The organism is Cardiobacterium sp., from assembly GCF_057314735.1.
In genome coordinates this window covers 1-21,834 of the sequence record NZ_DBHKZK010000069.1, presented here as the reverse complement: position 1 = coordinate 21,834, position 21,834 = coordinate 1, and the positions used below count along the sequence as shown (strand labels likewise).

Here is a 21,834-nt window from a genome sequence, read left to right as displayed (position 1 = left end):
CAGGGCTTTGCGTGGATTGCTATAGATACATGGGGAGCGCTCCCCTGTATGTATATTTCCTTCACCTCTAAACTGGAGAATCATCATGTCAGAAGACAACCAATTAAAACTGAAACGTCGCGGATTCCTCGGCGCAGCGGTCGCCACCGGCGGTGCCGTCGCGGGCGGCGCAGGCCTGCTCGCCTCCTCACAAAGCGCCAGCGCCGAAGAAGCCGGCAAGGCGATTGACCACGTCGCACCGGGCGACCTGGACGAATATTACGTCTTCAACTCCGGCGGCCAGTCTGGTGAAGTCCGCATCCTCGGTATGCCGTCCATGCGCGAGCTGATGCGCATCCCCGTCTTCAACTACTGCGGCGCCACCGGTTGGGGCCGTACCAACGAAAGCCGCCGCATCATGCGCGAAAAAATGCTGCCGGAGACCAAAAAATTCCTCGAAGACAAGGGCGGCATCTACATGAACGGTGACCTGCACCACCCGCACATGTCCTTCACCGACGGCACCTATGATGGTCGTTATATCTTCGTCAACGACAAGGCGAACACCCGCGTTGGCCGCATCCGCTGCGACGTAATGAAATGCGACGCGATAGTCGAAATCCCGAACGTCTCCGCCATCCACGGCCTGCGCCCGCAGCGCTACCCGAAAACCGGCTACGTCTTTGCCAACGGCGAGCACATCATCCCGTGGCCGAACGACGGCAAGAAAGTGCTGGATACCGAAAACGCCAAGGAAGATTACTGGACCGCCTTCACCGCCATTGACGGCGACACCATGGACGTCAAATGGCAAGTGCTGGTGGACGGCAACCTTGACAACATGGACGCCGACTACCAGGGCAAATACGCCTTCTCCACCTGCTACAACTCCGAAAAAGGGTTGGACGTCGGCGAAATGTCCTCCAGCGAAACCGACTGGGTCGTCGTCTTCAACATCAAGCGCATCGAAGAAGGCGTGAAAAACGGCGACTTCAAAGAAATCAATGGCGTACCGGTACTGGACGGCAAACACGGCTCCAAATACACCCGCTACATCCCGGTGCCGAACTCGCCGCACGGCTGTAACGCCGCACCGGACGGCATCCACATCGTGCTGAACGGCAAACTCTCGCCGACCGTCACCGTCATCGACGTGCGCAAACTCGACGACTTCTTCGATGACAAAATCGAAGCGAAAGACCTCGTCGTCGCCCAACCCGAACTTGGCCTGGGGCCGCTGCACACCGCATTTGACGGCAAAGGCAACGCCTTCACCACCCTGTTCATCGACAGCCAGATGGTCAAATGGAACATTGACAAGGCCATTCGCAAATACAAAGGCGAAGACGTTGACCCCATCATTGACAAAATCGACGTGCACTACCAACCCGGCCACAACCACACCTCGATGGGCGAAACCAAAGAAGCTGATGGCCAATGGCTCGTCTCGCTCAACAAATTCTCCAAAGACCGCTTCCTGAACGTCGGCCCGCTCAAACCGGAAAACGACCAGCTCATCAGCATCTCCGGCGAGAAAATGAAACTCGTGCACGACGGCCCCAGCTTCGCCGAACCGCACGACATGATCATTGTCCACCGCAGCAAGGTGAACCCGGTCAGCATCTGGAACCGCGACGACAAATTCTGGGAAGAAGCGCGCGAACAGGCGAAAAAAGACGGCGTTGACCTCGACACCGCCAACCAAATCGTGCGCGACGGCAACAAAGTGCGCGTGTACATGACCGCGACCGCGCCCGCCTACGGCTTGCCGAAATTTGAAGTGAACGAAGGCGACGAAGTCACCGTTTACGTCACCAACAAAGAGCTGATTGAAGACCTCACCCACGGCTTCACCCTCGAAGGCTACGGCATCGCGATGGAAATCAGCCCGCAGGCGACCTCGTCCGTCACCTTCAAGGCAGACCGCCCCGGCGTCCACTGGTACTACTGCCAATGGTTCTGCCATGCGCTGCACATGGAAATGTCCGGCCGGATGCTGGTCAAACCGAAGGCATAAACCCGCGACAATAACGTCAGCCCCGTAGGGGCGGCTAGCGAGAAACGAGCATAACCGCCCGTTACAGCAAACGGGCGGTTTTTACGAATTGATACAAAACCTCGCGTAACGACAACGCCACATTCCGACAGCCATGAAAAAACCATGACGCATACCAACCCCAAAACTCTGACGGCGATCCTCATCGCCGTAAATTTTATCCAGAGCGCCCACGCCCTAACCTTGCCCCAACCCGGCAACGAACCCGCGCAACCTGCACTCCCAACCGAAACCGCTTCCCAACCAAGCGACCAACCCGCGCAGCCCGCATCTCAAACCGAAACCATCCACCAACCCGGTAGCGAACCCGCGCCCCCAGCGGAAACCGTCGCCCAACCAAGCGCCGAGCCCGCGCAGCCCGCATTCCAAGCGGAAACCGCTCCCCAATCCGGCAACGAACCCGCACAACCCGCACACCCAACCGAAACTCTCGCCCAACCAAGCGCCGAGCCCGCACAACCCGCCCCCCCAACCGAAACCACCGCCCAAACAAGCGCCGAACCCGCCCCGCCCCCACACCAAACCGAAATCACCCTGCACCCCGGCGACGACCTGCAAGCCGCGCTTGACGCTGCCCAGCCCGGCGACCACATCACCCTCGCCCCCGGTGTCTGGCAGGGCAACTACACCATCAACACGCCAATCACCCTCAGCGGCAGCCAAAACGGCGACACCATCCTTGACGGCGGCGGCAAAGGCAAAGTGCTGCACCTCAAGGCGCCGGACAGCACCATCGAACACCTCACCGTGCGCCGCTCTGGCAACAGCCAGTTCGACATGGATTCCGGCATCTTCGCTGACCGCAAGGCGGCGCGTGCCCACATCCATCACAACCGCGCCGAAAACAACCTTTTCGGCCTCTACATCTGGGGGCCGGAAAACGCGCTGGTCGAACACAACACCGTCATCGGCCAAAACGAAGGCCGGGTAAACGACCGGGGCAACGCCATCCAAATCTGGAAAAGCCCGCACACCATCATCCGCGACAACACCCTAAGCGGCGGCCGCGACGGCATCTACGTCACCAACAGCAAATACAACCTGTTCGAGAACAACACCATGCGCAATATGCGCTTCGGCGTGCACTATATGTACACCGAAGACAGCGAAGTCGCGCACAACCACACCGAAAACCTGGAATCCGCCTACGTCATCATGTTCTCCAACCGTATCACCGTGCGCGATAACAGCGGGCAGGACAGCCGCGAACACGGGCTGATGCTGAACGCGGTCAACGACGCCAAAATCCACGGCAACCGCATCGAGCGCGCAAACAAATGCGTCTTCCTCTACAACGCCAACCGCAACGCCTTCCACGACAACCACTTTGAAAACTGCACCCTCGGCATCCACAGCACCGCCGGCTCCACCGACAACCAGAACTACCGCAACAGCTTCATCGACAACCAGACGCAGGTGATGTACGTCGGTACGCGCTACCACGAATGGTCGCACGACGGCCAGGGCAACTACTGGAGCGACAACAGCGCCTTTGACTTAAACGGCGATGGCATCGCCGACCTGCCCTATCGCCCGAACAACATCCTCGACCAGGTGCTGTGGCGCGCGCCGAACGCGAAAATCCTCATCAACAGCCCGGCGGCACAACTGCTCAAATACGCGCAACAACAATTCCCCGCCATCCACCCCGGCGGCGTGGTGGACAGCTATCCGCTGATGAATCCGCCGCAAAACCCATAAAAAAAGCCCGCAACCGCGGGCTTTCCCATTTATTCACTGCGCTGCGGCAACCAGCGCCGGTATCGCGGCGCGAGGCGAAACAGCGAGGCGACCAGTAGCCCGGTTGCCAGACCGGCCGCGTGAACCCAGTCCGCCATCCCCGGAACCAGGCCGACAAAACCGGCGAGCATGAAGGCAATACAAGCGTAAAACAACTGCGTTTGCACCATCGCACGGTATTCCGGCACATCAAAACCGCGCAGCCAAACATAGCCTACCAGTGCAAAACAGACCCCGGAAAGACCACCATAATGACTGCCATAAAAAAAGCCGCCGATAACATTGCCAACAAGCGCTGACAACAAAAACAGCAGGATAAGGCGTAACGAACCCTCATGCCATTCAATCAGCCCGCCGAGCATCAGCCACCACAGGCAGTTAAACAGGATATGAGTAAAAATTGAGCCGAACGCCTTGAAATGAAGAAACGCCGGGGTGATGGTGCGCCACCACTGACCGGCAGAGATATCCGCTGTTGACCAACGCATCCAGTCGGTAAGGCGGTTTGAGCCGAACCAGGTAGCAAGCGTCACCACGACACACGCCCCCAAAATCAGCCACGTTACCCACCCGGCGCGCATCCATACCGGCGAGGGGTCATAAGAACGGTATCTGTCCACAGTGATTATCCAGACTCGGGCTATATTTTTCATAAAAACAACGAGGCGCTATGCTATCAGATTCAGCATTTTGGCGTATCCAAAATGATACAGAGCGTGAAAAAACGTTCCCTGCAAAATACGCGCAGCGTATGTTGCGAGAAGTCGCTGGAGCGGGCATCGTTGGTGAGGATGGCTATACGATGCGGGTCGGCTACGTCGCCACACATCCTACAAACAATGTCGAAACGCCAACCGAACAGCCCCTTCTTCGCAGAGCAAAGCCCGTAGGGGCAGTTAGGGCGTGTTTACAATTCGGCGGATCAGCCCCTTTTCCTCTGGGACTGGGACAGCTCGCGCAGCGAGAGAGGGGTTGGGGTGAGGGCAGCAAACAATTGAAACATTGGAAATTGGAATTTCGGCTTATCAATAATTGCTTACCCCCTCCCCAACCCTCCCTCGCTGCGGGCTTCGCCCTGCGGGGGAGGGGGTATTTCGGCGGGATTTTTTTCGGTGGGTCGGGCATAAATGCCCGACCTGTGCCACTCAGGATTTGCGTCGGGGCTTCTTCTTCGCGCTGTTGCCGGGGGCGATTTCCTGCACACTCTCGACGTCGCCGTTGGCGTCAAAGCGGGTGATTTTGACGATATTCCCTTGTTCGTCGTAGTTGTGCTGTTCGCCGCAGGTTTCACCGTTGCAAAAGGGTATTTCGTATTCCAGCGTGCCGTTTTGGCGGTAGTGCTTGACAATACCGTGTATTTCGCCATTTTGGTGGGGCATGACGGTTTCGATGGCGCCGTCCGGGTAGTAGTGGGTGCTTTCTGCCATCTCGCCGTTGCGGTAGTTGGTGATGCTTTTCGGTGTGCCGTCGGGGTAGCTTTCAACCATGGGGCCGTCGAAATCTCCGGCAGCGTTGGTGCTGTATGAGCTGCCGATGCGTCCGGGGCGAATGTCAAAGCAGGTTTCGCCGCCTTCGCGGGCGGTGCAGTCGTGGGTCGGCGGGGGTGGCGGCGGCCTGTACACCGGCGCGGGTTCGACGTAGGTGTTTTCGTTATAGAGTCTTTGGTACGACTCGGTCTGTTCGGTTTTTGTACCTACCCAGCCGCCATAGGCATCAATGAAGCCGCATCGTCCCGATCCTTCTGCGGGATTGCAGGCTAATGCGGCAGGACTGGCGATGGCAAGCAGGAGTGTCAGGATTTTGCTTTGTTTGATCATGGGGTTTCCTTGTGTTGGGGGCGGGGGTATAGCCATCCACCGAAAGTTGCAGACAAGGCGCGTCGCTGTAGCCGCAAAACCGTCGCTATGCCCCGAACAGTGCGCCGGGCGCACCCTATGGCGGATTCTGGGCGTAGGGTGTGTGGCGGCGCAGCCGCCACGCACGCGGGGGATTTTGCATCGGCAACCGCGTGCGTGCCTGCGGTACACACCCTACGCATCGCTATAAAGTGTTCCGGTTTTGTCGCGCGGCGGATGGTTTGCTGCCTCTCTACGCTTTCCGCCGGGATTTTTTCGCCGTGCCGCGCGGTTGGCTGCCGGGGCTGATTTCCTGCACGCTTTCGGCGTCGCCGTTGGCGTTGAACCGGATGATTCTTATGAGGTTTCCTTGTTCGTCATAATCACGCTCCTCGCCGCAGGCTTCGCCGTTGCAGTAGGTCATGTCGCTTCTCAGCGTGCCGTTTTGGTGATAGTGCTGCACCGAGCCGTGTATTTCGTCGTTTTGGTAATACATGACGCTTCGGATGTTGCCGTCCGGGTAGAAAAAGGTGCTTTTGCCTTCCCGCTTGCCGTTCTGGTAGGTGGCGATGAATTTGGGGGTGCCGTCGGGGTAGCTTTCCACCATGAGGTCGTCAAATTCTCCGGCGGCGTTGGTGCTGTACGAGCTGCCCATGCGTCCGGGGCGGGTGTCGGCGCAAAGCTCGCCGCCTTCTGCACGGGCGGTGCAGTGGTGGGTCGGCGGGGGTGGTGGCGGGATGTACATCGGCGCGGGCTCGACGTAGGTGTTTTGGTTGTAGAGCCTTTGGTACGACGCGTCTGCCTCTATGCGCGAGCTGTATATGCCGTCTGCACCGAGATAGCCGCACTGTCCCGACCCTTCTGCGGGATTACAGGCAAAGGCAGCGGGGCTGGCGAGGGCAAGCAGGAGTGTCAGAATTTTGTTTTGTCGGGTCATTGCAACTTTTGCCTTGCCGTGGCGGTTTTGGGGCAGGACGAGGTTACCCGCGATGCCGGTGCCGTAGGGATTCTGGAAGCGCACGGGCTGGATGGCGACTTGGTCGCTGTGGTAGAAGTTGGCGTAGCCGGTGGGGAAGGTCATGGGTTCTCCGGTGCGGTGAGAAAAAGTGTCAGCGGAAGGGGTTGAGCTGCTTTACGCCGCTACGCGCGAAATCGGCGTGCGGGTAATCAGCCGTGTAGGTCGGGCATTTATGCCCGACATTTTTTGATGTCGGCCATGAATGGCCGACCTACGTTTGCGCGGCGTGGCGGGATTTCCAGTTCGATATCCGCCATTTTTGCGGCAAGTTCTGCCGACGGGGTTAGCGCTTCCAGAATGCTCACGGCGTTTTTCTGCCCGGTCAGGCGGGCATATTCGGCGTGGCTGATGAGTACCAGGTCGGGTTTGCCCTGAAGGGTAATCAGCACGGGGGCGGTGTGGGCGGCTTTTTGCACTTCGCTGGCGTGCTGGTTGAACTCGTGGCTGGTGAAGGTTTGCATGGTCGTTTCCGGTAATCGTTGTCCTGTCAGGACAGCCCCGCATCAGAACGTAATCATTTTCCGCAGGGTGTTTTCGTTGCGTGTGGTCAGGCGGATGCCGAGCTGTTTTTCCAGAAAAGCATTGCCCAGTTTGCTGCGCGAAGCGTCTTGCGGGATGTACAGATACGCCGCCTGCGGGCAGATGTGCAGTTTTTCGTCGCCAAAGTCCCGCGCGGCCAGCCCGGCGCTGTCCGCAAGCGGCTGGTTGGCGAGCGTGAAAAACACGCGCTTGCCGTCGTAAGCCTCGCCAACAAACGGGTTGCCGTCGAGGATTTCCTGCAATTGTGCCGGGTTTTTGACGATAACGGCCAAATCTACGTTCAGGTGTATGTGCAGCAGCTCGTGGACAAGCGCCGCCGTTTCGGCAGCGTTTAGGGCGGTATCGAGGGCGATGTTGCCGCTTTGTATCCAGGTGCGCACGCGGTCAAAGCCATTGTCGCCAAGGACGCGGCGGACGTCCGCCATTTTGACGGCGTTCTTGCCGCCGGGCATTACGCCGCGCAGAAAGGCGATGAGAGTTTGCGTACTCATGCAGTTTCACCACGGCTGCGTCGTCGGGCCGATGGTGAATTCGCTGATGTTGGTGTCGTCCGGCTGGGCGAGGGCGAAGGCGACCACTTCGGCGACGCGCGCGGCGGGGATTTCGTAGGTGTCGTAGAGCTGGCGGTAGCCTTTGGAGGCGTTTTCGTCGGTGATGTGGCTGACCAGCTCGGACTGCACCGCCGCCGGGTAGATGGTCGCGGTGCGGATGTTCGTCCCCGCCTGCGCCGATTCCATCCGCAGCGCTTCCATAATCGCGCGCACCGCCCATTTGCTGCCGCAGTACACCGCCGCGCCCGGATAGACTTTCAGTCCGGCGACGGACGAGGTGGTGATGACATGGCCGTGTTTTTGCGCGGTAAATTCGGGCAGCACGGCGGCGATGCCGTTCAGCACGCCCTTGATGTTGACGTCAATCATCGCGTTCCAGTTGGCGGTTTCCAAGGCGGCCAGCGGCGAGCTGGGCATGAGGCCGGCGTTCAGGAAGATGGCATCGACTTTGCCGAAGCGGCTTTTGGCGAGCGCGACCAGCGCGGCGCTGTCTTCGGGTCGGGTAACGTCGGTCGCGCGGTAGGCCGCTTCGCCGCCTGCCGCCTGGATTTTGTCGGCGATGGCTTTCAGCTTGTCTTCGCGGCGCGCGCCGAGGACGAGTTTCGCGCCTTCGGCGGCGAGTTTGAGCGCGGTGGCTTCGCCGATGCCGCTGGAGGCGCCGGTGATAATGACGACTTTGTTGGCGATGTTTTGCATGAATGTCTCCTGTGGGTTGGTGAAAAGGTTCAGGTGAGCAGGAAAAGCAGGATGGCAAGGATGCCGAGCAGGATGAACGACAGCCGGATGAGGCGGTCGGTGCGGCGCAGGATGCGCGCCAGCGTGGCGGTGTGCTGGCGGCTTGCGTCAACGGCCTGCCAGTAGGCGGCGCTGCTCGCGCGATAGACGTCGGCGGCGCTGTAGGTGTTTTCATCAAAAGGGCTGAATTGTCCGGCGGTGATGCCGCCTTCGCTCTGGATGTCGCGGCGGATGGCGTTCATCAGCGACAGCATCGCCCACATGATGAAGACGACCAGCGCGGCGCTGACGATATACGCCGCCCATTCCGCCCAGGGAAAGCCGCCCGCCGCGCCGGGGGCGAGCATGACGCGCACCACGAGGAAGGAAAAGATGGTAAAGAGCAGCCCGGTAAAGGAGACCATTTTCGCGGCGCGGTCGCTGGCAGCCTTGTGCCGTTCGATTTCGTGGCGGTATTCAGTCTGCGCGATTTCAAAAAGGATTTTGGCTTTTTCGAGGGTGTCGGTGCGGGTCATGATGAGGTGTTTTGTTGGAATGGGCGATGAAGGTGGCGCGGGTTACAGCCGTGGCAGGATGTGGTCGGGGACGATGCCGCTGTCGCCGATGTAGTGGCGGTAATCCAGGTCGCGGTAGAAGCCGTGCGCGGTCAAAAGCGCGGTACGCACGCCGAAGGCGTTGCCGCCAAGGATGTCCGTGTGCAGGGTGTCGCCGCACATCAGCGTGCGCGCCGGGTCGAAATGCGCGAGGCGGCGCGCGGCGTGCTCAAAGATGGCGGGGTAGGGTTTGCCGCAGACGTGGACGTGGGCGAAGTGCTCGTCGGGCAGGGTGAGGACGTAGCTGCCCGGCTCAATCGAGGTGTGTTCCGGCATCGGCGCGATGAGGTCGGGGTTGCCGAGGATGACCGGGCGCGGCCGCGCGGTGAGTGCGGCGAGGAAGCGCTGCTGTTGCGCGTCGTCCCAGTGGGCGGTGGCGAGGAAGATGTAGCCGTCCGGCGCGTCGTGGAAATCCGGCGCGCTCTGGTGCAGGTAGCGCACGCCGCGCGCGTCGAGGTCTTCCTGGCTATGGTCAAGGCCAATCAGCCCCCAGAGGAAGTCGCGCGGGTAAGCGACGAGCGCGTCCAGCACCGCGTCGCGGCTGGTGACGATTTCATCAGCGGCGAAGTCGAAGCCCAGCCCGGCGAAACGCTTGACCATGTTCGGCTTGCTGACGCTGGCAGCGTTGGAGAGGACGAAAACCTGTTTGCCGCGCTGGCGCAGGGCGGCGACCGCCTCAATCGCGCCGGGGATGGGTTGTGGCCCGACGTTGAGCACGCCGAAGGCATCGAACCAATAGACGTCGTAAGGGTCGGCGAGGGCGAGGATGTTGTCCGCCAGTTGTGGCGCGCGCGAGTGCGGGCGGTAGGCGGGCAGGCGGTCGCGGATGGCCTGCAACTGGCGGTAGGCGGTGAGGGCGGGCATGGGGGAGTCTCCGGTGCGGGTGAGGGCGGCATTATAATGGCGTCCCCTTTGATTGATTTGGAGAAAGCCGATGAAGCTGGAAGTGATGACCGCCGATATTACGACGCTGGCGGTGGACGCCATCGTCAATGCCGCTAATGAAACCCTGCTTGGCGGCAGCGGTGTCGATGGCGCCATTCACCGCGCGGCAGGGCCGGAACTCTTGGCGGAATGCGGCACCCTCGGCGGTTGTGCGGTCGGCGAGGCGAAGCTGACGCGCGGCTACCGCCTGCCCGCGCGCTTTGTCATTCATACCGTCGGCCCGGTGTGGCGCGGCGGCGATGACGGCGAGGCAGCGGATTTGGCGAACGCCTACGCCAACTCGCTGCGGCTGGCGGAGGCGCACGGCCTTGCTAGCATTGCCTTTCCGGCGATTAGCACCGGCGTTTTTGGTTATCCGAAGGCAGCGGCGGCGCGCATCGCGGTGGAGACGGTGCGGGCGACGTTGCCAGATTGTCCGCATATTAAGCGGGTGATTTTCTGCTGCTTCAGCGCGGATGATGCGGAGACGTACCGGCGCTTGTTGTGATGAAAAAACCGGGCGTGATGCCCGGTTTTTTATGGATGGGTTACGGCAGAATCGCGGGTGTTTGCAGCCGCCCGCCGAGGGCGAGGACGGCGGCGATTTGTCGCGCGGTGCGTTCGAGGTTTTCCCCGCCTTTGGCGAGGGTTTCTTCGAGCGGAGCGAGGGCGGCGATGGAGGGGAAGATGGCGGCAAATCCTGCGTCGGTCAAGGTTTCCGCGCCCGCGCCGAGTACGCCCGCGAGGGCAATCACCGGCACATTGTGCGCCTGCGCGCGGCGCAGCACTCCGAGCGGCACTTTGCCGAGGCGGGTTTGGCCGTCAATGCGGCCTTCGCCGGTGATGACGAGGTCGGCGTTGGCGAGCGCGGCATCTACTCCCGCCGCCTGCATGACGAGGTCGATGCCGGAGGTGAGGCGCGCGCCGAGCAGGGCGAGCGCGTAGCCGAGGCCGCCCGCCGCGCCCGCGCCGGGTTGTTCGCGGCAATCGGGCAGGCCGCTGGCGCTGAGGACGGCGGCGTAGTGGGCGAGCGCTGCGTCCAGTACGGCGACGGTGGCAACGTCCGCGCCTTTTTGCGGGCCAAAGATGGCGCTGGCGCCGTTCGCACCGCAGAGCGGATTGGTGACGTCGCAGGCGATTTCGAGGGTGGTGTTGGCCAGCGCCGGGTGCAGGCCGCTGAAGTCGGCGCGGGCAAGACGGGAGAGTGCCGCGCCGCCGGGTGGCAGTTCGCCGCCGTCCGCATCCAGCAGGCGCACGCCAAGCGCTTGCAGCATTCCCGCGCCGCCGTCGTTGGTGGCGCTGCCGCCGATGCCGAGGATGATGTGCGTGCAGCCGCCATCCAGCGCGTGCCGGAGCATTTCGCCGACGCCGTAGGTGCTGGTGATGCGCGGGTTGCGTTCGCCGGGGGCGAGGTAGTGCAGCCCCGCCGCTTCGGCCATTTCCATCACCGCGCTGCCGTCCGGCAGGCGGCCATAGCGGGCGCTGACGGGGCGGCCGAGCGGATCCTGCACACTGACGGCTTGCCAGTCGCCGCCGCGTGCGGCAACGAGGGCGGCGGTGGTGCCTTCGCCACCGTCGGCCATCGGCAGGCAGTGGCAGTTTGCAGCGGGGTCAATGGCACGGAAGCCGCGGGCGACGGCGGCGCAGGCGTCTGCCGCGCTGAGGCTTTCTTTGAAGGAGTCGAGGGCGATGAGGATGTTCATGGGCGCTCCGGGGTTGTCGTTTGTGGTGTCGCTGTTTGGCGGGGCAGAAAGGTTTTGCCTCGGCGGTGTGAATGATTAACCCCACCCCAACCCTCCCCCCACAGGGGGAGGGAGCAGAACGGCGGTTTTCTGTTCTTCGGTTCACTATAGCCATCCACCGAAAGCCTCATACGGTGTTGCGCCGCTTCGCCGCACAACCGCGTACTGTCTTCAGCGACGCGCCTTGTCTGAAACTTTCGGTGGATGGCTATATTACGGATACGCCAGGCAGGGGAGGGCAGCGCGGCAGGGCGTTATTTTTGTTCGCGCAGGATTTGCTGGATGCGGGCGCGCTGGTCGGGGGTGAGGTCGGGGTTGTCGCGGGTCAGTTGTTCGAGGGTGTCGGTGCTGCTGGCCGGGCGGATGGCGATGCGCGGCGGGGTTGCCTGCCATTTGAGGTAGTCGTCGCGATACGGCGCGCCCAGTTTGTCGAGCAGTGTGGCGATTTCGGCGTGGCGCGCCGGGCTGAGGGTGTCGCTGGCAAGGGTTTCGGCGATGAGGCGGTGTGCGCGTGCTTCGCGTGCCGGGTCGGGCGTGCCGAGTTGGCGGTCGGCGTACACGAGTTTGAGCAGGTCGGGCAGGGCGTTGTCGTCGTTGGCGATGGCGATGGTGCTGCTGCGGTCGTTTTTGTGCGCGGCAAAGAGGCCGAGGATGTTGTCGAGGCTGAGGCCGTCCGGCTGTTGTTCGAGTTGGCGCAGGGTGTTGAGCGCGCGGACGAAGTCGATGGTGCGGCCATCGCCGTGCCGGTCTTGCAGTTCGTTGAGCAGCGCGGCGGCGCGGTCGCCGTCAATGCTGCCGTCCGGGCGGGTGATGTTTTGCAGGCCTTGTTGGACCTGGTTGAAGTTTGCTTCAAAGCGCATCAGTTGTTCGTGGCTCAGGCGCTCGTCGCCGAAGGGGTGGCCGCTGCGGTCGGCGGCATCGGCGGCGCCTTCGTAGGCGCCGATGAGGATGTGGACGAGGTCGGCGGGTTTGATGTCGTCGCGGTTGTTGTCGCCCTCGGCGGCGGTCGCGGGCAGGAGGGCGAGTGCGAAGGCGCAGGCAGCGGCGCGCAGGGTGTGGGTCATGGGTGGCTCCTTTCGGGTTTGGGGTTCTGCGGCAATTATAGGCGCGGGTGGCGCGGTGCGGGGTTGCCCGGTTTTTAGTTTTGGGGGGAGTTTGGTGGTTGCCTGCAGGGCGAAGCCCGCAATGGAAAGGGGGATTTTGGTGGTGCCCTGAAATGTATGCTGTCTCAGTGGGGCTGAATTGCATTGGCGGTAAAGTTACGGACGCTACCCCCTCCCCGACCCTCCCCCGCTGCGGGTGCTGACGCACCCTGCGAGGGAGGGGGCGAACCGGCGGAATATTGGCAACGGCTGGTTTTTCCGCTCTGCTGGTGGTTCAGGATACTACCGGGATTTTTTAGTTATCCAGCGCGGCGGCGGCGCCGGTCAGGCCGGGGTTTTTGGCGGTGACGAGCCAGACGGGGACAGCGCCAAGGTAGGCGGCGAAGCGGCCTTTGTCGATGAAGCGGGTGTTGAACGGGCTTTCATTGATGAGGTAGTCGGCGATGCGCGGCAGGATGCCGCCGCAGAGGTACACCCCGCCACGCGCGCCCAGGGTGAGAACGAGGTCGGCGGCAACACTTGCCAGAAAGGAGGTGAAGTGGTCCAGCACTGCCCGTGCGCGCGGTTCGTCCGCCAGTGCAGCGGCGGTGATGGCGGCGGGACTGCGGTTTTCTTCGCGGTCGGCGAGGGCGTTGTCGATGAGGGTCAGTCCGGCGCCGTTAATCAGGCGTTCGGCGGAGATGTGGCCGTGCCGGGCACGCGCGTATTGCCAGATGGCGAGCTCAGTGTCGTCGCGCGGGGCGAAGCTGACGTGGCCGCCTTCGCTGGCGAGCGCTATCCAGCCGCCGTGGCCGTCCGGGATGAGGGCGGAGACGCCGAGGCCGGTGCCGGGGCCGATGACGGCAATCGGGGTACCGGCGACGGCGTTGCCTGCGCGCACGATGCGTTTTCCGTCGGCGGCGAGGCGGGGGATGGCAAGTGCTTGCGCGGTGAAGTCGTTGATGACGCGCAGTTTTTCGAGGTGCAGTTCGCGTTGTAGCGCGCTGATGGTGAAGCTCCAGTGGTGGTTGGTCATCTGGATGTGGTCGCCGGTAATGGGGTTGGCGATGGCAATGGCGGCTTGCGCGACTGTCTCGTTTTGGCGGTGCAGGTAGGCGCGGATGGCGTCCTGCAGGGTGGGGTAGTCGGCGGTGGCCAGGGTTTGGATGGTGTGGATGCCGCTGTCGTCATAGAGGGCGAAGCGGGCGTTGGTGCCGCCGATGTCGGCGAGCAGGCTGCGGGTTGTCATGGTTGTCTCCGGGTTAGCGGGTTGGGTTTTGGGTAATTTTTCCGTCATTTTTGTGTGGCGTTGTGTATAATCGGCGCCTCTAATCTACTATATGTACCTGAAATGTTTGCCGCTTCTCTTGAGGCGGCTTTTTTTTATGCGCAGCGGGCGGCGATGACGGCGCGCAGGGCGGCGGTGCATTGGCGCAACTGTGCCGTCTCAATCCATTCGTCGGCCTGGTGTGCCTGGCGGATGCTGCCGGGGCCGCAGATGAGGGTGGGGAAGCCTGCCTGTTGGTAGGCGCCCGCTTCGGTGGCGTAGGCGACGTGTTGTTTATTGGCGCCGGGCAGGTGGGCGGCGAGCAGCGTCAGCCAGTCGGTGTTGTCGCGGTCTTGCAGGGCGGCGACGGTGGCGGTGGTCGGTACGGTATCAATGCGCAGGCCGGGGTAGCGGGTTTCCAGCGCACGGGCGGCGGCGTCGATGCGGGCGCGGATGGTGTCGTAGTGATCGCCGGGCAGGTGGCGGATTTCCCAGTCTATTTGGCAACGGTCGGCGATGATGTTCACTGCCGTGCCGCCCGCGATTTTGCCGACGTGCAGGGTGCTGTGCGGCACGTCAAAGTGCGGGTCGAGGCGGCCTTCGGCTTGCAGTTCGCGCATGGTGTTTTCGATGGCGGCAACAAGGTGCGCGGCGGCGTGGATGGCGGATGCGCCCTGGTGGCCGATTTGGCTACTGTGCGCGGCCTGGCCGTGCAGGGTGCTGCGCAGGTTGGTGATGCCTTTGTGCGCGACTACCGGCTGCATCAGCGTCGGTTCGCCGACCCAAACCCAGGTGTCGCCCGCGCCGTGTTGTTGCAGAGCGGCGGCGAGGCGGGGCGCAGAGCAGCAGCCGATTTCTTCGTCGGTGCTGATGGCGAGCCAGAGCGGCGCGCGCAGCGGCGGCAGTTGGGCGATGGCGGCGAGCGCGCAGGCGAAAAAGCCTTTCATGTCGCAGACGCCACGGCCGTAGTAGCGGCTGCCTTCTGCGCGCAGGGTGAAGGGGTCGCCCGTCCACGGTTGTCCGGCAACGGGGACGACGTCAAGGTGTCCGGCCAGTACCAGTCCGCCCGTGCCGTCGCCAATGCGGATGAGCAGCGCCTCGTTGCAGTTATCCGTTTTGGGCAGGCGTTGGCAATGGCTGGCGTGGGGCGCGAGTTGGGCGGTTGTCCAGTCGAGCAGCGCGCCCATGTCGCTGCCGGATATGCTGGGGAAGGCGACGAGTTGTGCCAGTGTGTCGTGGAGGAGGTTCATGTCGTTCCTGCGCCTTGAGCGCCCTGTTTGAAAACTTTATCATGCCGCTTTTTCAACGAATTGTCAGCGAAACCATGAGCGATCCTCTTCCTTTCAAAGGCCGCAGCGTCAGCGTCACCGCCGTCCTGCTGCAAGATGCCGATACGGCGCAGATTGATGTTGCCCTGAGCGAGAAAATCGCGCAGGTGCCGCCCGATTTTTTTACGACGCAACCGCTGGTCGCCGATTTTTCCGCGCTGGAAGGGTTCAAGCCGGATACCAAATGGCTGAAAACGCTGAAACGGATTTTTGAACGGCACAAGCTCGGTCTGGTTGGCGTCTGCGGCGCGCCGGTGGAACGCAGCGCGCTCATCGCCGCCGGACTGGCGGAAGTGCGCACCGGCGTCGAGGCAAAAAAAGTCGAGAAAAGCGAAGAACCCGCGCCGCCACCACCGCCCCCCGCGCCCAAACTGGCGCCAACCCGGGTCATTCGCCACAACATCCGCTCCGGCCAGCGCGTCATTGCCGCCAGCAGCGACCTGATTATCGTCGGCACGGTCAGCCCCGGCGCGGAAATCTACGCCGACGGCAACATTACCGTGCATGGCATTCTCCGCGGTCGCGCCTTCGCCGGGGGACAGCACAACCTCGCCGCCCATATCTATTGTCACGAACTGGACGCCGAACTCGTCTCCATCGCCGGTTTCTATCAGGACAAAGAACAACTGCAAGCCAATCCCGTGCGCAAAAACGTCTTCATCAGCCTCAATCCTGATGAAAGTATGCAAATCGTGTCGGTATAGTACATCACCGCTATAATGCCCGGCCACAAATCCTCAAGAGATAAAAAACATGAGTAGAGTCATCGTAGTAACCTCAGGCAAAGGCGGAGTAGGGAAGACCACGACCAGCGCCAGCATCGCCTGCGGCTTCGCCCTCAAGGGCTTCAAAACCTGCGTCATCGACTTCGATGTCGGCCTGCGCAACCTCGACCTCATCATGGGCGTCGAGCGTCGCGTCGTGTATGACTTCGTCAACGTCATCAACGGCGAAGCCAACCTGCACCAGGCACTCATCAAGGACAAGCGCGTCGAAAACCTCTATACCCTCGCCGCCTCGCAAACCCGCGACAAGGACGCGCTCACCAAAGAAGGCGTCGGCAAAGTCATCGACGACCTCAAAACGATGGAATTTGACTACATCATCTGCGACAGCCCCGCCGGGATTGAACAGGGGGCGCTGATGGCGCTCTACTACGCCGACGACGCCATCATCACCACCAACCCCGAAGTCTCCTCGGTGCGCGACTCCGACCGTATCCTCGGCATCCTCGCCAGCAAATCGCGTCGCGCCGAGCGGGGGGAAGACCCCGTCACCGAGCATCTCGTCATCACCCGCTACAACCCGGAACGGGTGCAACAGCAGGAAATGCTCTCGGTGGAAGACATCATCGAAATCCTCTCCATCAAACTGCTCGGCGTCATTCCCGAATCCGAAACCGTGCTTACCGCCTCCAACCAGGGCGAACCGGTCATCCTCCTGCCCGACAGCCAGGCAGGACAGGCCTACTCCGACCTAGTCGAACGCTTCCTCGGCAAGGATCTGCCACACCGTTTCCTCGATGCCAAACGCAAAGGCATCTTTTCCAAACTCTTTGGAGGCTAAAGCATGAGCCTGTTCAACTTCTTCAAAAAAAACCGCCCCAACAACTCGGCGGCGATGGCGAAAGAGCGCCTGCAAATCATCGTCGCCCACCGCCGCAGCCAAGGCAGCCAGCCGCAATTCCTCGAAACCATGAAGCAGGAAATCCTTGAAGTCGTCAAAAAATACTTCGCCATTGACCTGGCGGACATCAGCGCCGACATCTCGCGCAAGGGTGAAACCGAAATGCTCGAACTCAACATCAACCTGCACAGCAAAGAAAGCCCGGCGGAAGAAAGCGAAAACAGCGCAGAAACCGCAACATGAACGACACCGACAGCGTCCGCCTCGACCAATGGCTGTGGGCGGCGCGCTTCTACAAAACCCGCGCGCTGGCCAAAGCCGCGATTGAAAACGGCCAGGTTCTCGTCAATGACCAGCGCGCCAAACCGGCACGCGGCCTGAAACGCGGCGACCGGCTGCACATCGACAAACACGGCGAACAAATCTGGGACGTCCTCGTCGAACAATGCGCCGCCAAACGGGTCTCGGCGAGTATCGCGCAGACGTACTACACCGAAACCGCCGACAGCATCGCCCGCCGCGCCGAGCTGCACGCGCAACAACAAGCCGCGCGCGACCTCGTCCACTACCCTGACCGCCGCCCAGACAAACGCGATCGTCGCCAAATCCGCGCCTTCCGCCACGGCGGCGAATGACCTTTCCCAATCCACTGGAGAAAACCATGCAAAAAACCGCTCTCATCCTGCTCGGCTTTGCCGCAGCGCTTACCGCCTGCGACGACAACAAGCCGAAAACCGTGACCACACCCGAATCCAGCGCGCGCCAGGACAACCCGATGCTCCAGTACCAGGACAAAACCGTCAACAAGGCGAAAAAAGAACTGGATGCCGGAGTCGAACACACCCAACAACAACTGGATGCCGTGGACAAACAATAAGCGCAATTGCCGTACAGTAAGGCTTTGTACAGGCGGAAAACGCCGCGGCTATGCCATACTGCGCGCGCACAAAAGTGCTGACTCACAGGAGAAAACCATGAAAACCGTAATTGGCAAAACCGCCCTACTGCTCGCCCTCGGCGCATCCCTCGCCGCCTGTAACGGCCTGAACACCACCCAGCGCAACACCGCCATCGGTGCGGCAGTTGGTGGTGCGGCGGGCAGCATGATCGGTGGCGACACCGGTGCCATCCTTGGCGGCGCAGCCCTCGGCGGCGTGATTGGCAGCCAGGTACACTGAGACATCGCAGAACGCCATAAAAAAACCGCCCTTCGGGGCGGTTTTTCATATGCGCGAACCGGGACGCCCGCCCGCCATCAGCGCCTTTCCTGTATCATAACCGCCTTCCCGCCCCGCCTGCGGGGCTTCCCGTTACCCACACAAAAGGACAAGACGATGAACATAGGCATCCCCAAAGAAACCCTCGCTGGCGAAACCCGCGTTGCCTGCACACCCGCGACCGTCGCCCAACTGCAAAAACTCGGCTTTGCCGTAGTGGTCGAGCGCGGCGCCGGACAGGGCGCGAGCCTTGCCGATGCCGCCTATGAAGCGGCGGGGGCGACCCTTGCCGACACCGCTACCGCCTGGCAATGCCCGCTGATTTACAAAGTCAACGCGCCGAAGGCCGCCGAAATCGCCCGTCTCACCGCCGGGCAGACGCTGGTCAGCTTCCTCTGGCCGGCGCAGAATCCGGAATTGGTGAAAGAACTGGCGGCGAAGAAAGTGAACGTGCTGGCGATGGACATGGTGCCGCGTATTTCGCGTGCGCAGGCGCTGGACGCGCTTTCCTCGATGGCCAATATCAGCGGCTACCGCGCCGTCATCGAAGCGGCGAACGCTTTTGGCCGTTTCTTCACCGGACAGATTACCGCCGCCGGTAAAGTGCCACCGGCGCAAGTCCTCATCATTGGCGCCGGTGTTGCCGGATTGGCCGCCATCGGCACGGCCAATTCGCTGGGCGCAATTGTCAAGGCGTTTGATACGCGTCTGGAAGTCGCCGAGCAGATTGAATCCATGGGCGGCAAGTTCCTGAAACTTGATTTTCCGCAGGAATCCGGCGGCAGCGGCGATGGCTACGCCAAGGTGATGAGCGACGAGTTCATCGCCGCCGAGATGAAGCTCTTTGCCGAGCAGGCGAAGGAAGTGGACATCATCATCACCACCGCCGCCATTCCGGGCAAACCCGCGCCGAAACTGATTACGAAAGAGATGGTCGCCAGCATGAAGCCGGGTTCGGTCATCGTCGATTTGGCAGCCGCAACCGGCGGCAACTGCGAGGTCACCAAGCCAGGCGAGCTGTTCATCACCGATAACGGCGTGAAAGTCATCGGCTACACCGACATGGCCAACCGCCTCGCCGGGCAATCCTCGCAGCTTTACGCGACCAACCTCGTCAACCTCGCCAAACTGCTCTCGCCGAACAAGGACGGCGAAATCACGCTGGACTTCGACGACGTCATCATCCGCAACATGACGGTAACGCGCGACGGCGACATCACCTTCCCGCCACCGCCGATACAGGTTTCCGCCGCGCCGCAGCAGGCAAAACCCGCCGAAGTGGTGAAAGAAGAGGCAAAACCCGCGCCACTGTGGAAAAAACTGGCGCCAGCGGTCATTGGCGCCGCACTCATCCTCTGGGTCGGTGCAGTTGCGCCTGCCGCTTTCCTCAACCACTTCATCGTCTTCGTGCTGGCCTGCGTCATCGGTTACTACGTCGTCTGGAACGTCAGCCACTCGCTGCACACCCCGCTGATGTCGGTGACCAACGCCATCTCCGGCATCATCGTCGTCGGCGCGCTCTTGCAAATCGGCCACGGCAACGGCTTCGTCTCCGCGCTCGCCTTCGTCGCCGTGCTCATCGCCAGCATCAACATCTTCGGCGGCTTCTACGTCACGCGGCGGATGCTCAATATGTTCCGAAAAGGCTGAACGCCGAACAACTGCGCGGACACCGCCGTCCGCCAACAGATTCCCCCCTTAACCACAACAGAGAAACCCCATGAATCACGGACTCGTCACCGCCGCCTACATCGTCGCCGCCATCTTCTTCATCTTCTCGCTTGCGGGACTGTCGCGGCAGGAAAGCGCGAAAAACGGCAACCTCTACGGCATCATCGGCATGGCCATCGCCCTTGTCGCCACCCTCTACAGCGACAGCGCCGGGCTGGGCTACATCATCCTCGCCATGCTCATCGGCGCCGCCTTCGGTATCCACAAGGCGCACAAAGTCGAAATGACGCAAATGCCCGAACTGATTGCGCTCCTGCACAGCTTCGTCGGCCTCGCCGCAGTCCTCGTCGGCATCAGCAGCTACGCCGCCCCCGGCGACGTCGCCCCGGAAATGCACACCATCCATCTCGTTGAAGTCTTCGTCGGCGTCTTCATCGGCGCGGTAACCTTTACCGGCTCGCTCGTCGCCTTCGGCAAACTCAACGGCAAAATCAGCAGCAAACCGCTGCAACTGCCGGGCAAACACAAACTGAACCTCGCCGCCCTCGTCGCCTCGCTCATCCTGCTCGCCGTCTTCCTCAAAAGCAGCAACCCGCACGAAACCGTCGAAACCCTCTACCGCCTCGTAAACGGCAAACCCGAAGCGGCAATGGTCATCAGCAACGGCGCGAGCAGCGCCGCCGCCATCGCCGCGCTCACCCTGATGACGCTGATTGCGCTCGCCTTCGGCTGGCATTTGGTCGCCTCCATCGGCGGCGCGGATATGCCGGTGGTCGTCTCCATGCTCAACTCCTACTCCGGCTGGGCAGCCGCTGCGGCAGGCTTCATGCTCTCCAACGACCTGCTCATCGTCACCGGCGCGCTGGTCGGCAGTAGCGGTGCCATCCTCTCCTACATCATGTGCCGCGCGATGAACCGCTCCTTCATCTCCGTCATCGCCGGTGGCTTCGGCACGGATGGCAGCAGTGCGGGCGGCAGCGAAGAAGTGGGCGAATACCGCGAAGTGCAACCAGCAGATGTCGCTGAAATGCTGAAAAACGCGCACAGCGTCATCATCACCCCCGGATACGGCATGGCGGTCGCGCAAGCGCAATACCCGGTCGCCGAAATCACCGAACTGTTGCGCAAACAGGGCGTGAACGTGCGCTTTGGCATCCACCCCGTCGCCGGACGCCTACCCGGCCACATGAACGTGCTGCTCGCCGAGGCGAAAGTGCCGTACGACATCGTGCTGGAAATGGACGAAATCAACGAAGACTTCCCGGATACCGACGTGGTGCTGGTCATCGGTGCAAACGACACCGTCAATCCCGCCGCGCAAACCGACCCGCACTCACCCATCGCCGGAATGCCCGTGCTGGAAGTGTGGAAAGCGGCCAACGTCGTCGTCTTCAAACGCTCGATGAACACCGGCTACGCGGGCGTGCAGAACCCGCTGTTCTTCAACGAAAACAGCGTAATGTGCTTCGGCGACGCCAAAGCCACCGTCGATGCCATCCTCGCCGCACTGCGCGGCTAGGAGCTGTTTACAATTCGGCAGATAAGCCCCTCCCTTGGGGAGAGGGCAGCCTCGTAGGGGCGGTTAGGCGAAGCCGTAACCGCCCGAACCATAACGCCCCTAGGGTGCGCCTCGGCGCACCATCCGGAAAATCCCGCCCCGTCGCACTCGCGCCACACCTGTAAACCGCACTTCCTCTCTCGCAAGGCAAAGCCTGTAGGGGCGGTTAGGCGAAGCCGTAACCGCCCGAGCCATAGCACCACAAGCAAGCACGCGGTGCCGACACAAAATCCCGCGTGCGTGTTGGCTATGCCGCCGTACACCCTACGTATGTACCCCCCCGCCCCCTCCCCCTGTGGGGGAGGGGGCGGGGGTTGGCCTGCATACCTCGATGTCCATGCAACACTTCAATGCCGAACCTTTCATCATGGT

At 61.9% G+C, this 21,834-nt stretch carries 23 protein-coding genes; 11 read left to right on the top strand and 12 right to left on the bottom strand.

Translation table 11 applies throughout. The features are described 5' to 3' along the window. The first annotated feature begins 85 nt into the window (after window positions 1–85). Together nosZ and ACO54Z_RS10385 are read left to right on the top strand one after the other, a co-directional pair. Window positions 86–1,996: a TAT-dependent nitrous-oxide reductase gene (gene nosZ / locus ACO54Z_RS10390; RefSeq protein ID WP_485996943.1), complete on the top strand. Its 1,911-nt coding sequence runs from the start codon at window positions 86–88 to the stop codon at window positions 1,994–1,996. Between the two features lie 144 nt (window positions 1,997–2,140). Beyond that, entirely contained in the window at window positions 2,141–3,736 is a 1,596-nt protein-coding gene (locus tag ACO54Z_RS10385) for a nitrous oxide reductase family maturation protein NosD (protein WP_485996942.1), read from the top strand. A 29-nt stretch (window positions 3,737–3,765) separates the two neighbouring features. Here ACO54Z_RS10385 and ACO54Z_RS10380 read toward each other — a convergent pair whose 3' ends face one another. From ACO54Z_RS10380 to ACO54Z_RS10345, 8 genes are all read right to left on the bottom strand, one after another. Continuing rightward, window positions 3,766–4,395: a rhomboid family intramembrane serine protease gene (locus ACO54Z_RS10380; RefSeq protein WP_485996941.1), complete on the bottom strand. Its 630-nt coding sequence runs from the start codon at window positions 4,393–4,395 to the stop codon at window positions 3,766–3,768. Between the two features lie 525 nt (window positions 4,396–4,920). Beyond that, on the bottom strand, window positions 4,921–5,592 hold the full coding sequence (locus ACO54Z_RS10375) for a toxin-antitoxin system YwqK family antitoxin (RefSeq protein WP_485996940.1): 672 nt from the start codon (window positions 5,590–5,592) through the stop codon (window positions 4,921–4,923). A 271-nt stretch (window positions 5,593–5,863) separates the two neighbouring features. After that, window positions 5,864–6,691, bottom strand: a complete 828-nt coding sequence (locus ACO54Z_RS10370; RefSeq protein ID WP_485996939.1) for a toxin-antitoxin system YwqK family antitoxin — start codon at window positions 6,689–6,691, stop codon at window positions 5,864–5,866. A 107-nt stretch (window positions 6,692–6,798) separates the two neighbouring features. Beyond that, window positions 6,799–7,089, bottom strand: coding sequence for a type II toxin-antitoxin system prevent-host-death family antitoxin (locus ACO54Z_RS10365; protein ID WP_485996938.1), 291 nt, complete (start codon window positions 7,087–7,089; stop codon window positions 6,799–6,801). A gap of 42 nt (window positions 7,090–7,131) precedes the next feature. Further along, window positions 7,132–7,659 (bottom strand): DUF1697 domain-containing protein, encoded by a 528-nt coding sequence (locus ACO54Z_RS10360; RefSeq protein ID WP_485996937.1) that lies wholly within the window; start codon window positions 7,657–7,659, stop codon window positions 7,132–7,134. A gap of 6 nt (window positions 7,660–7,665) precedes the next feature. After that, window positions 7,666–8,415 (bottom strand): SDR family oxidoreductase, encoded by a 750-nt coding sequence (locus ACO54Z_RS10355; RefSeq protein ID WP_485996936.1) that lies wholly within the window; start codon window positions 8,413–8,415, stop codon window positions 7,666–7,668. A gap of 29 nt (window positions 8,416–8,444) precedes the next feature. After that, window positions 8,445–8,969, bottom strand: a complete 525-nt coding sequence (locus tag ACO54Z_RS10350) for a hypothetical protein (protein WP_485996935.1) — start codon at window positions 8,967–8,969, stop codon at window positions 8,445–8,447. 42 nt (window positions 8,970–9,011) lie between these two features. After that, entirely contained in the window at window positions 9,012–9,911 is a 900-nt protein-coding gene (locus ACO54Z_RS10345) for an HAD-IIA family hydrolase (protein WP_485996934.1), read from the bottom strand. A 70-nt stretch (window positions 9,912–9,981) separates the two neighbouring features. Here ACO54Z_RS10345 and ACO54Z_RS10340 point away from each other — a divergent pair, with 70 nt between their 5' ends. Then, a complete protein-coding gene (locus ACO54Z_RS10340) occupies window positions 9,982–10,479 on the top strand; it encodes an O-acetyl-ADP-ribose deacetylase (RefSeq protein WP_485996933.1) in 498 nt (165 codons plus the stop codon). A gap of 40 nt (window positions 10,480–10,519) precedes the next feature. On the opposite strand, the gene ACO54Z_RS10335 is transcribed toward ACO54Z_RS10340, so the two are convergent. From ACO54Z_RS10335 to argE, 4 genes are all read right to left on the bottom strand, one after another. Further along, on the bottom strand, window positions 10,520–11,674 hold the full coding sequence (locus ACO54Z_RS10335; RefSeq protein WP_485996932.1) for a glycerate kinase: 1,155 nt from the start codon (window positions 11,672–11,674) through the stop codon (window positions 10,520–10,522). A 293-nt stretch (window positions 11,675–11,967) separates the two neighbouring features. Then, window positions 11,968–12,777 (bottom strand): hypothetical protein, encoded by an 810-nt coding sequence (locus tag ACO54Z_RS10330; protein ID WP_485996931.1) that lies wholly within the window; start codon window positions 12,775–12,777, stop codon window positions 11,968–11,970. A gap of 334 nt (window positions 12,778–13,111) precedes the next feature. After that, a complete protein-coding gene (locus tag ACO54Z_RS10325; RefSeq protein ID WP_485996930.1) occupies window positions 13,112–14,044 on the bottom strand; it encodes a glucokinase in 933 nt (310 codons plus the stop codon). A gap of 134 nt (window positions 14,045–14,178) precedes the next feature. Continuing rightward, window positions 14,179–15,312, bottom strand: a complete 1,134-nt coding sequence (argE, locus tag ACO54Z_RS10320) for an acetylornithine deacetylase (RefSeq protein ID WP_485996929.1) — start codon at window positions 15,310–15,312, stop codon at window positions 14,179–14,181. A gap of 74 nt (window positions 15,313–15,386) precedes the next feature. Between argE and minC the strand changes: the two genes are divergently transcribed. From minC to ACO54Z_RS10280, 8 genes are all read left to right on the top strand, one after another. Beyond that, on the top strand, window positions 15,387–16,094 hold the full coding sequence (minC, locus tag ACO54Z_RS10315; RefSeq protein WP_485996928.1) for a septum site-determining protein MinC: 708 nt from the start codon (window positions 15,387–15,389) through the stop codon (window positions 16,092–16,094). A gap of 49 nt (window positions 16,095–16,143) precedes the next feature. Then, window positions 16,144–16,956, top strand: a complete 813-nt coding sequence (minD, locus tag ACO54Z_RS10310; RefSeq protein WP_298080894.1) for a septum site-determining protein MinD — start codon at window positions 16,144–16,146, stop codon at window positions 16,954–16,956. A 3-nt stretch (window positions 16,957–16,959) separates the two neighbouring features. Continuing rightward, window positions 16,960–17,259: a cell division topological specificity factor MinE gene (gene minE, locus ACO54Z_RS10305; protein ID WP_298080893.1), complete on the top strand. Its 300-nt coding sequence runs from the start codon at window positions 16,960–16,962 to the stop codon at window positions 17,257–17,259. Then, on the top strand, window positions 17,256–17,651 hold the full coding sequence (locus ACO54Z_RS10300) for an RNA-binding S4 domain-containing protein (RefSeq protein WP_485996927.1): 396 nt from the start codon (window positions 17,256–17,258) through the stop codon (window positions 17,649–17,651). Before minE ends, ACO54Z_RS10300 begins: the two co-directional genes overlap by 4 nt. A gap of 26 nt (window positions 17,652–17,677) precedes the next feature. Beyond that, the gene (locus tag ACO54Z_RS10295) at window positions 17,678–17,893 is read left to right on the top strand and encodes a hypothetical protein (protein ID WP_485996926.1); all 216 of its coding nucleotides are present in this window, start codon (window positions 17,678–17,680) and stop codon (window positions 17,891–17,893) included. A 97-nt stretch (window positions 17,894–17,990) separates the two neighbouring features. Further along, window positions 17,991–18,194: a glycine zipper 2TM domain-containing protein gene (locus tag ACO54Z_RS10290; RefSeq protein ID WP_298080890.1), complete on the top strand. Its 204-nt coding sequence runs from the start codon at window positions 17,991–17,993 to the stop codon at window positions 18,192–18,194. Window positions 18,195–18,350: 156 nt separating this feature from the next. Beyond that, window positions 18,351–19,883, top strand: a complete 1,533-nt coding sequence (locus tag ACO54Z_RS10285) for a Re/Si-specific NAD(P)(+) transhydrogenase subunit alpha (protein WP_485996925.1) — start codon at window positions 18,351–18,353, stop codon at window positions 19,881–19,883. 70 nt (window positions 19,884–19,953) lie between these two features. Further along, window positions 19,954–21,423, top strand: coding sequence for an NAD(P)(+) transhydrogenase (Re/Si-specific) subunit beta (locus tag ACO54Z_RS10280; protein WP_485996924.1), 1,470 nt, complete (start codon window positions 19,954–19,956; stop codon window positions 21,421–21,423). Window positions 21,424–21,834 lie beyond the last annotated feature (411 nt).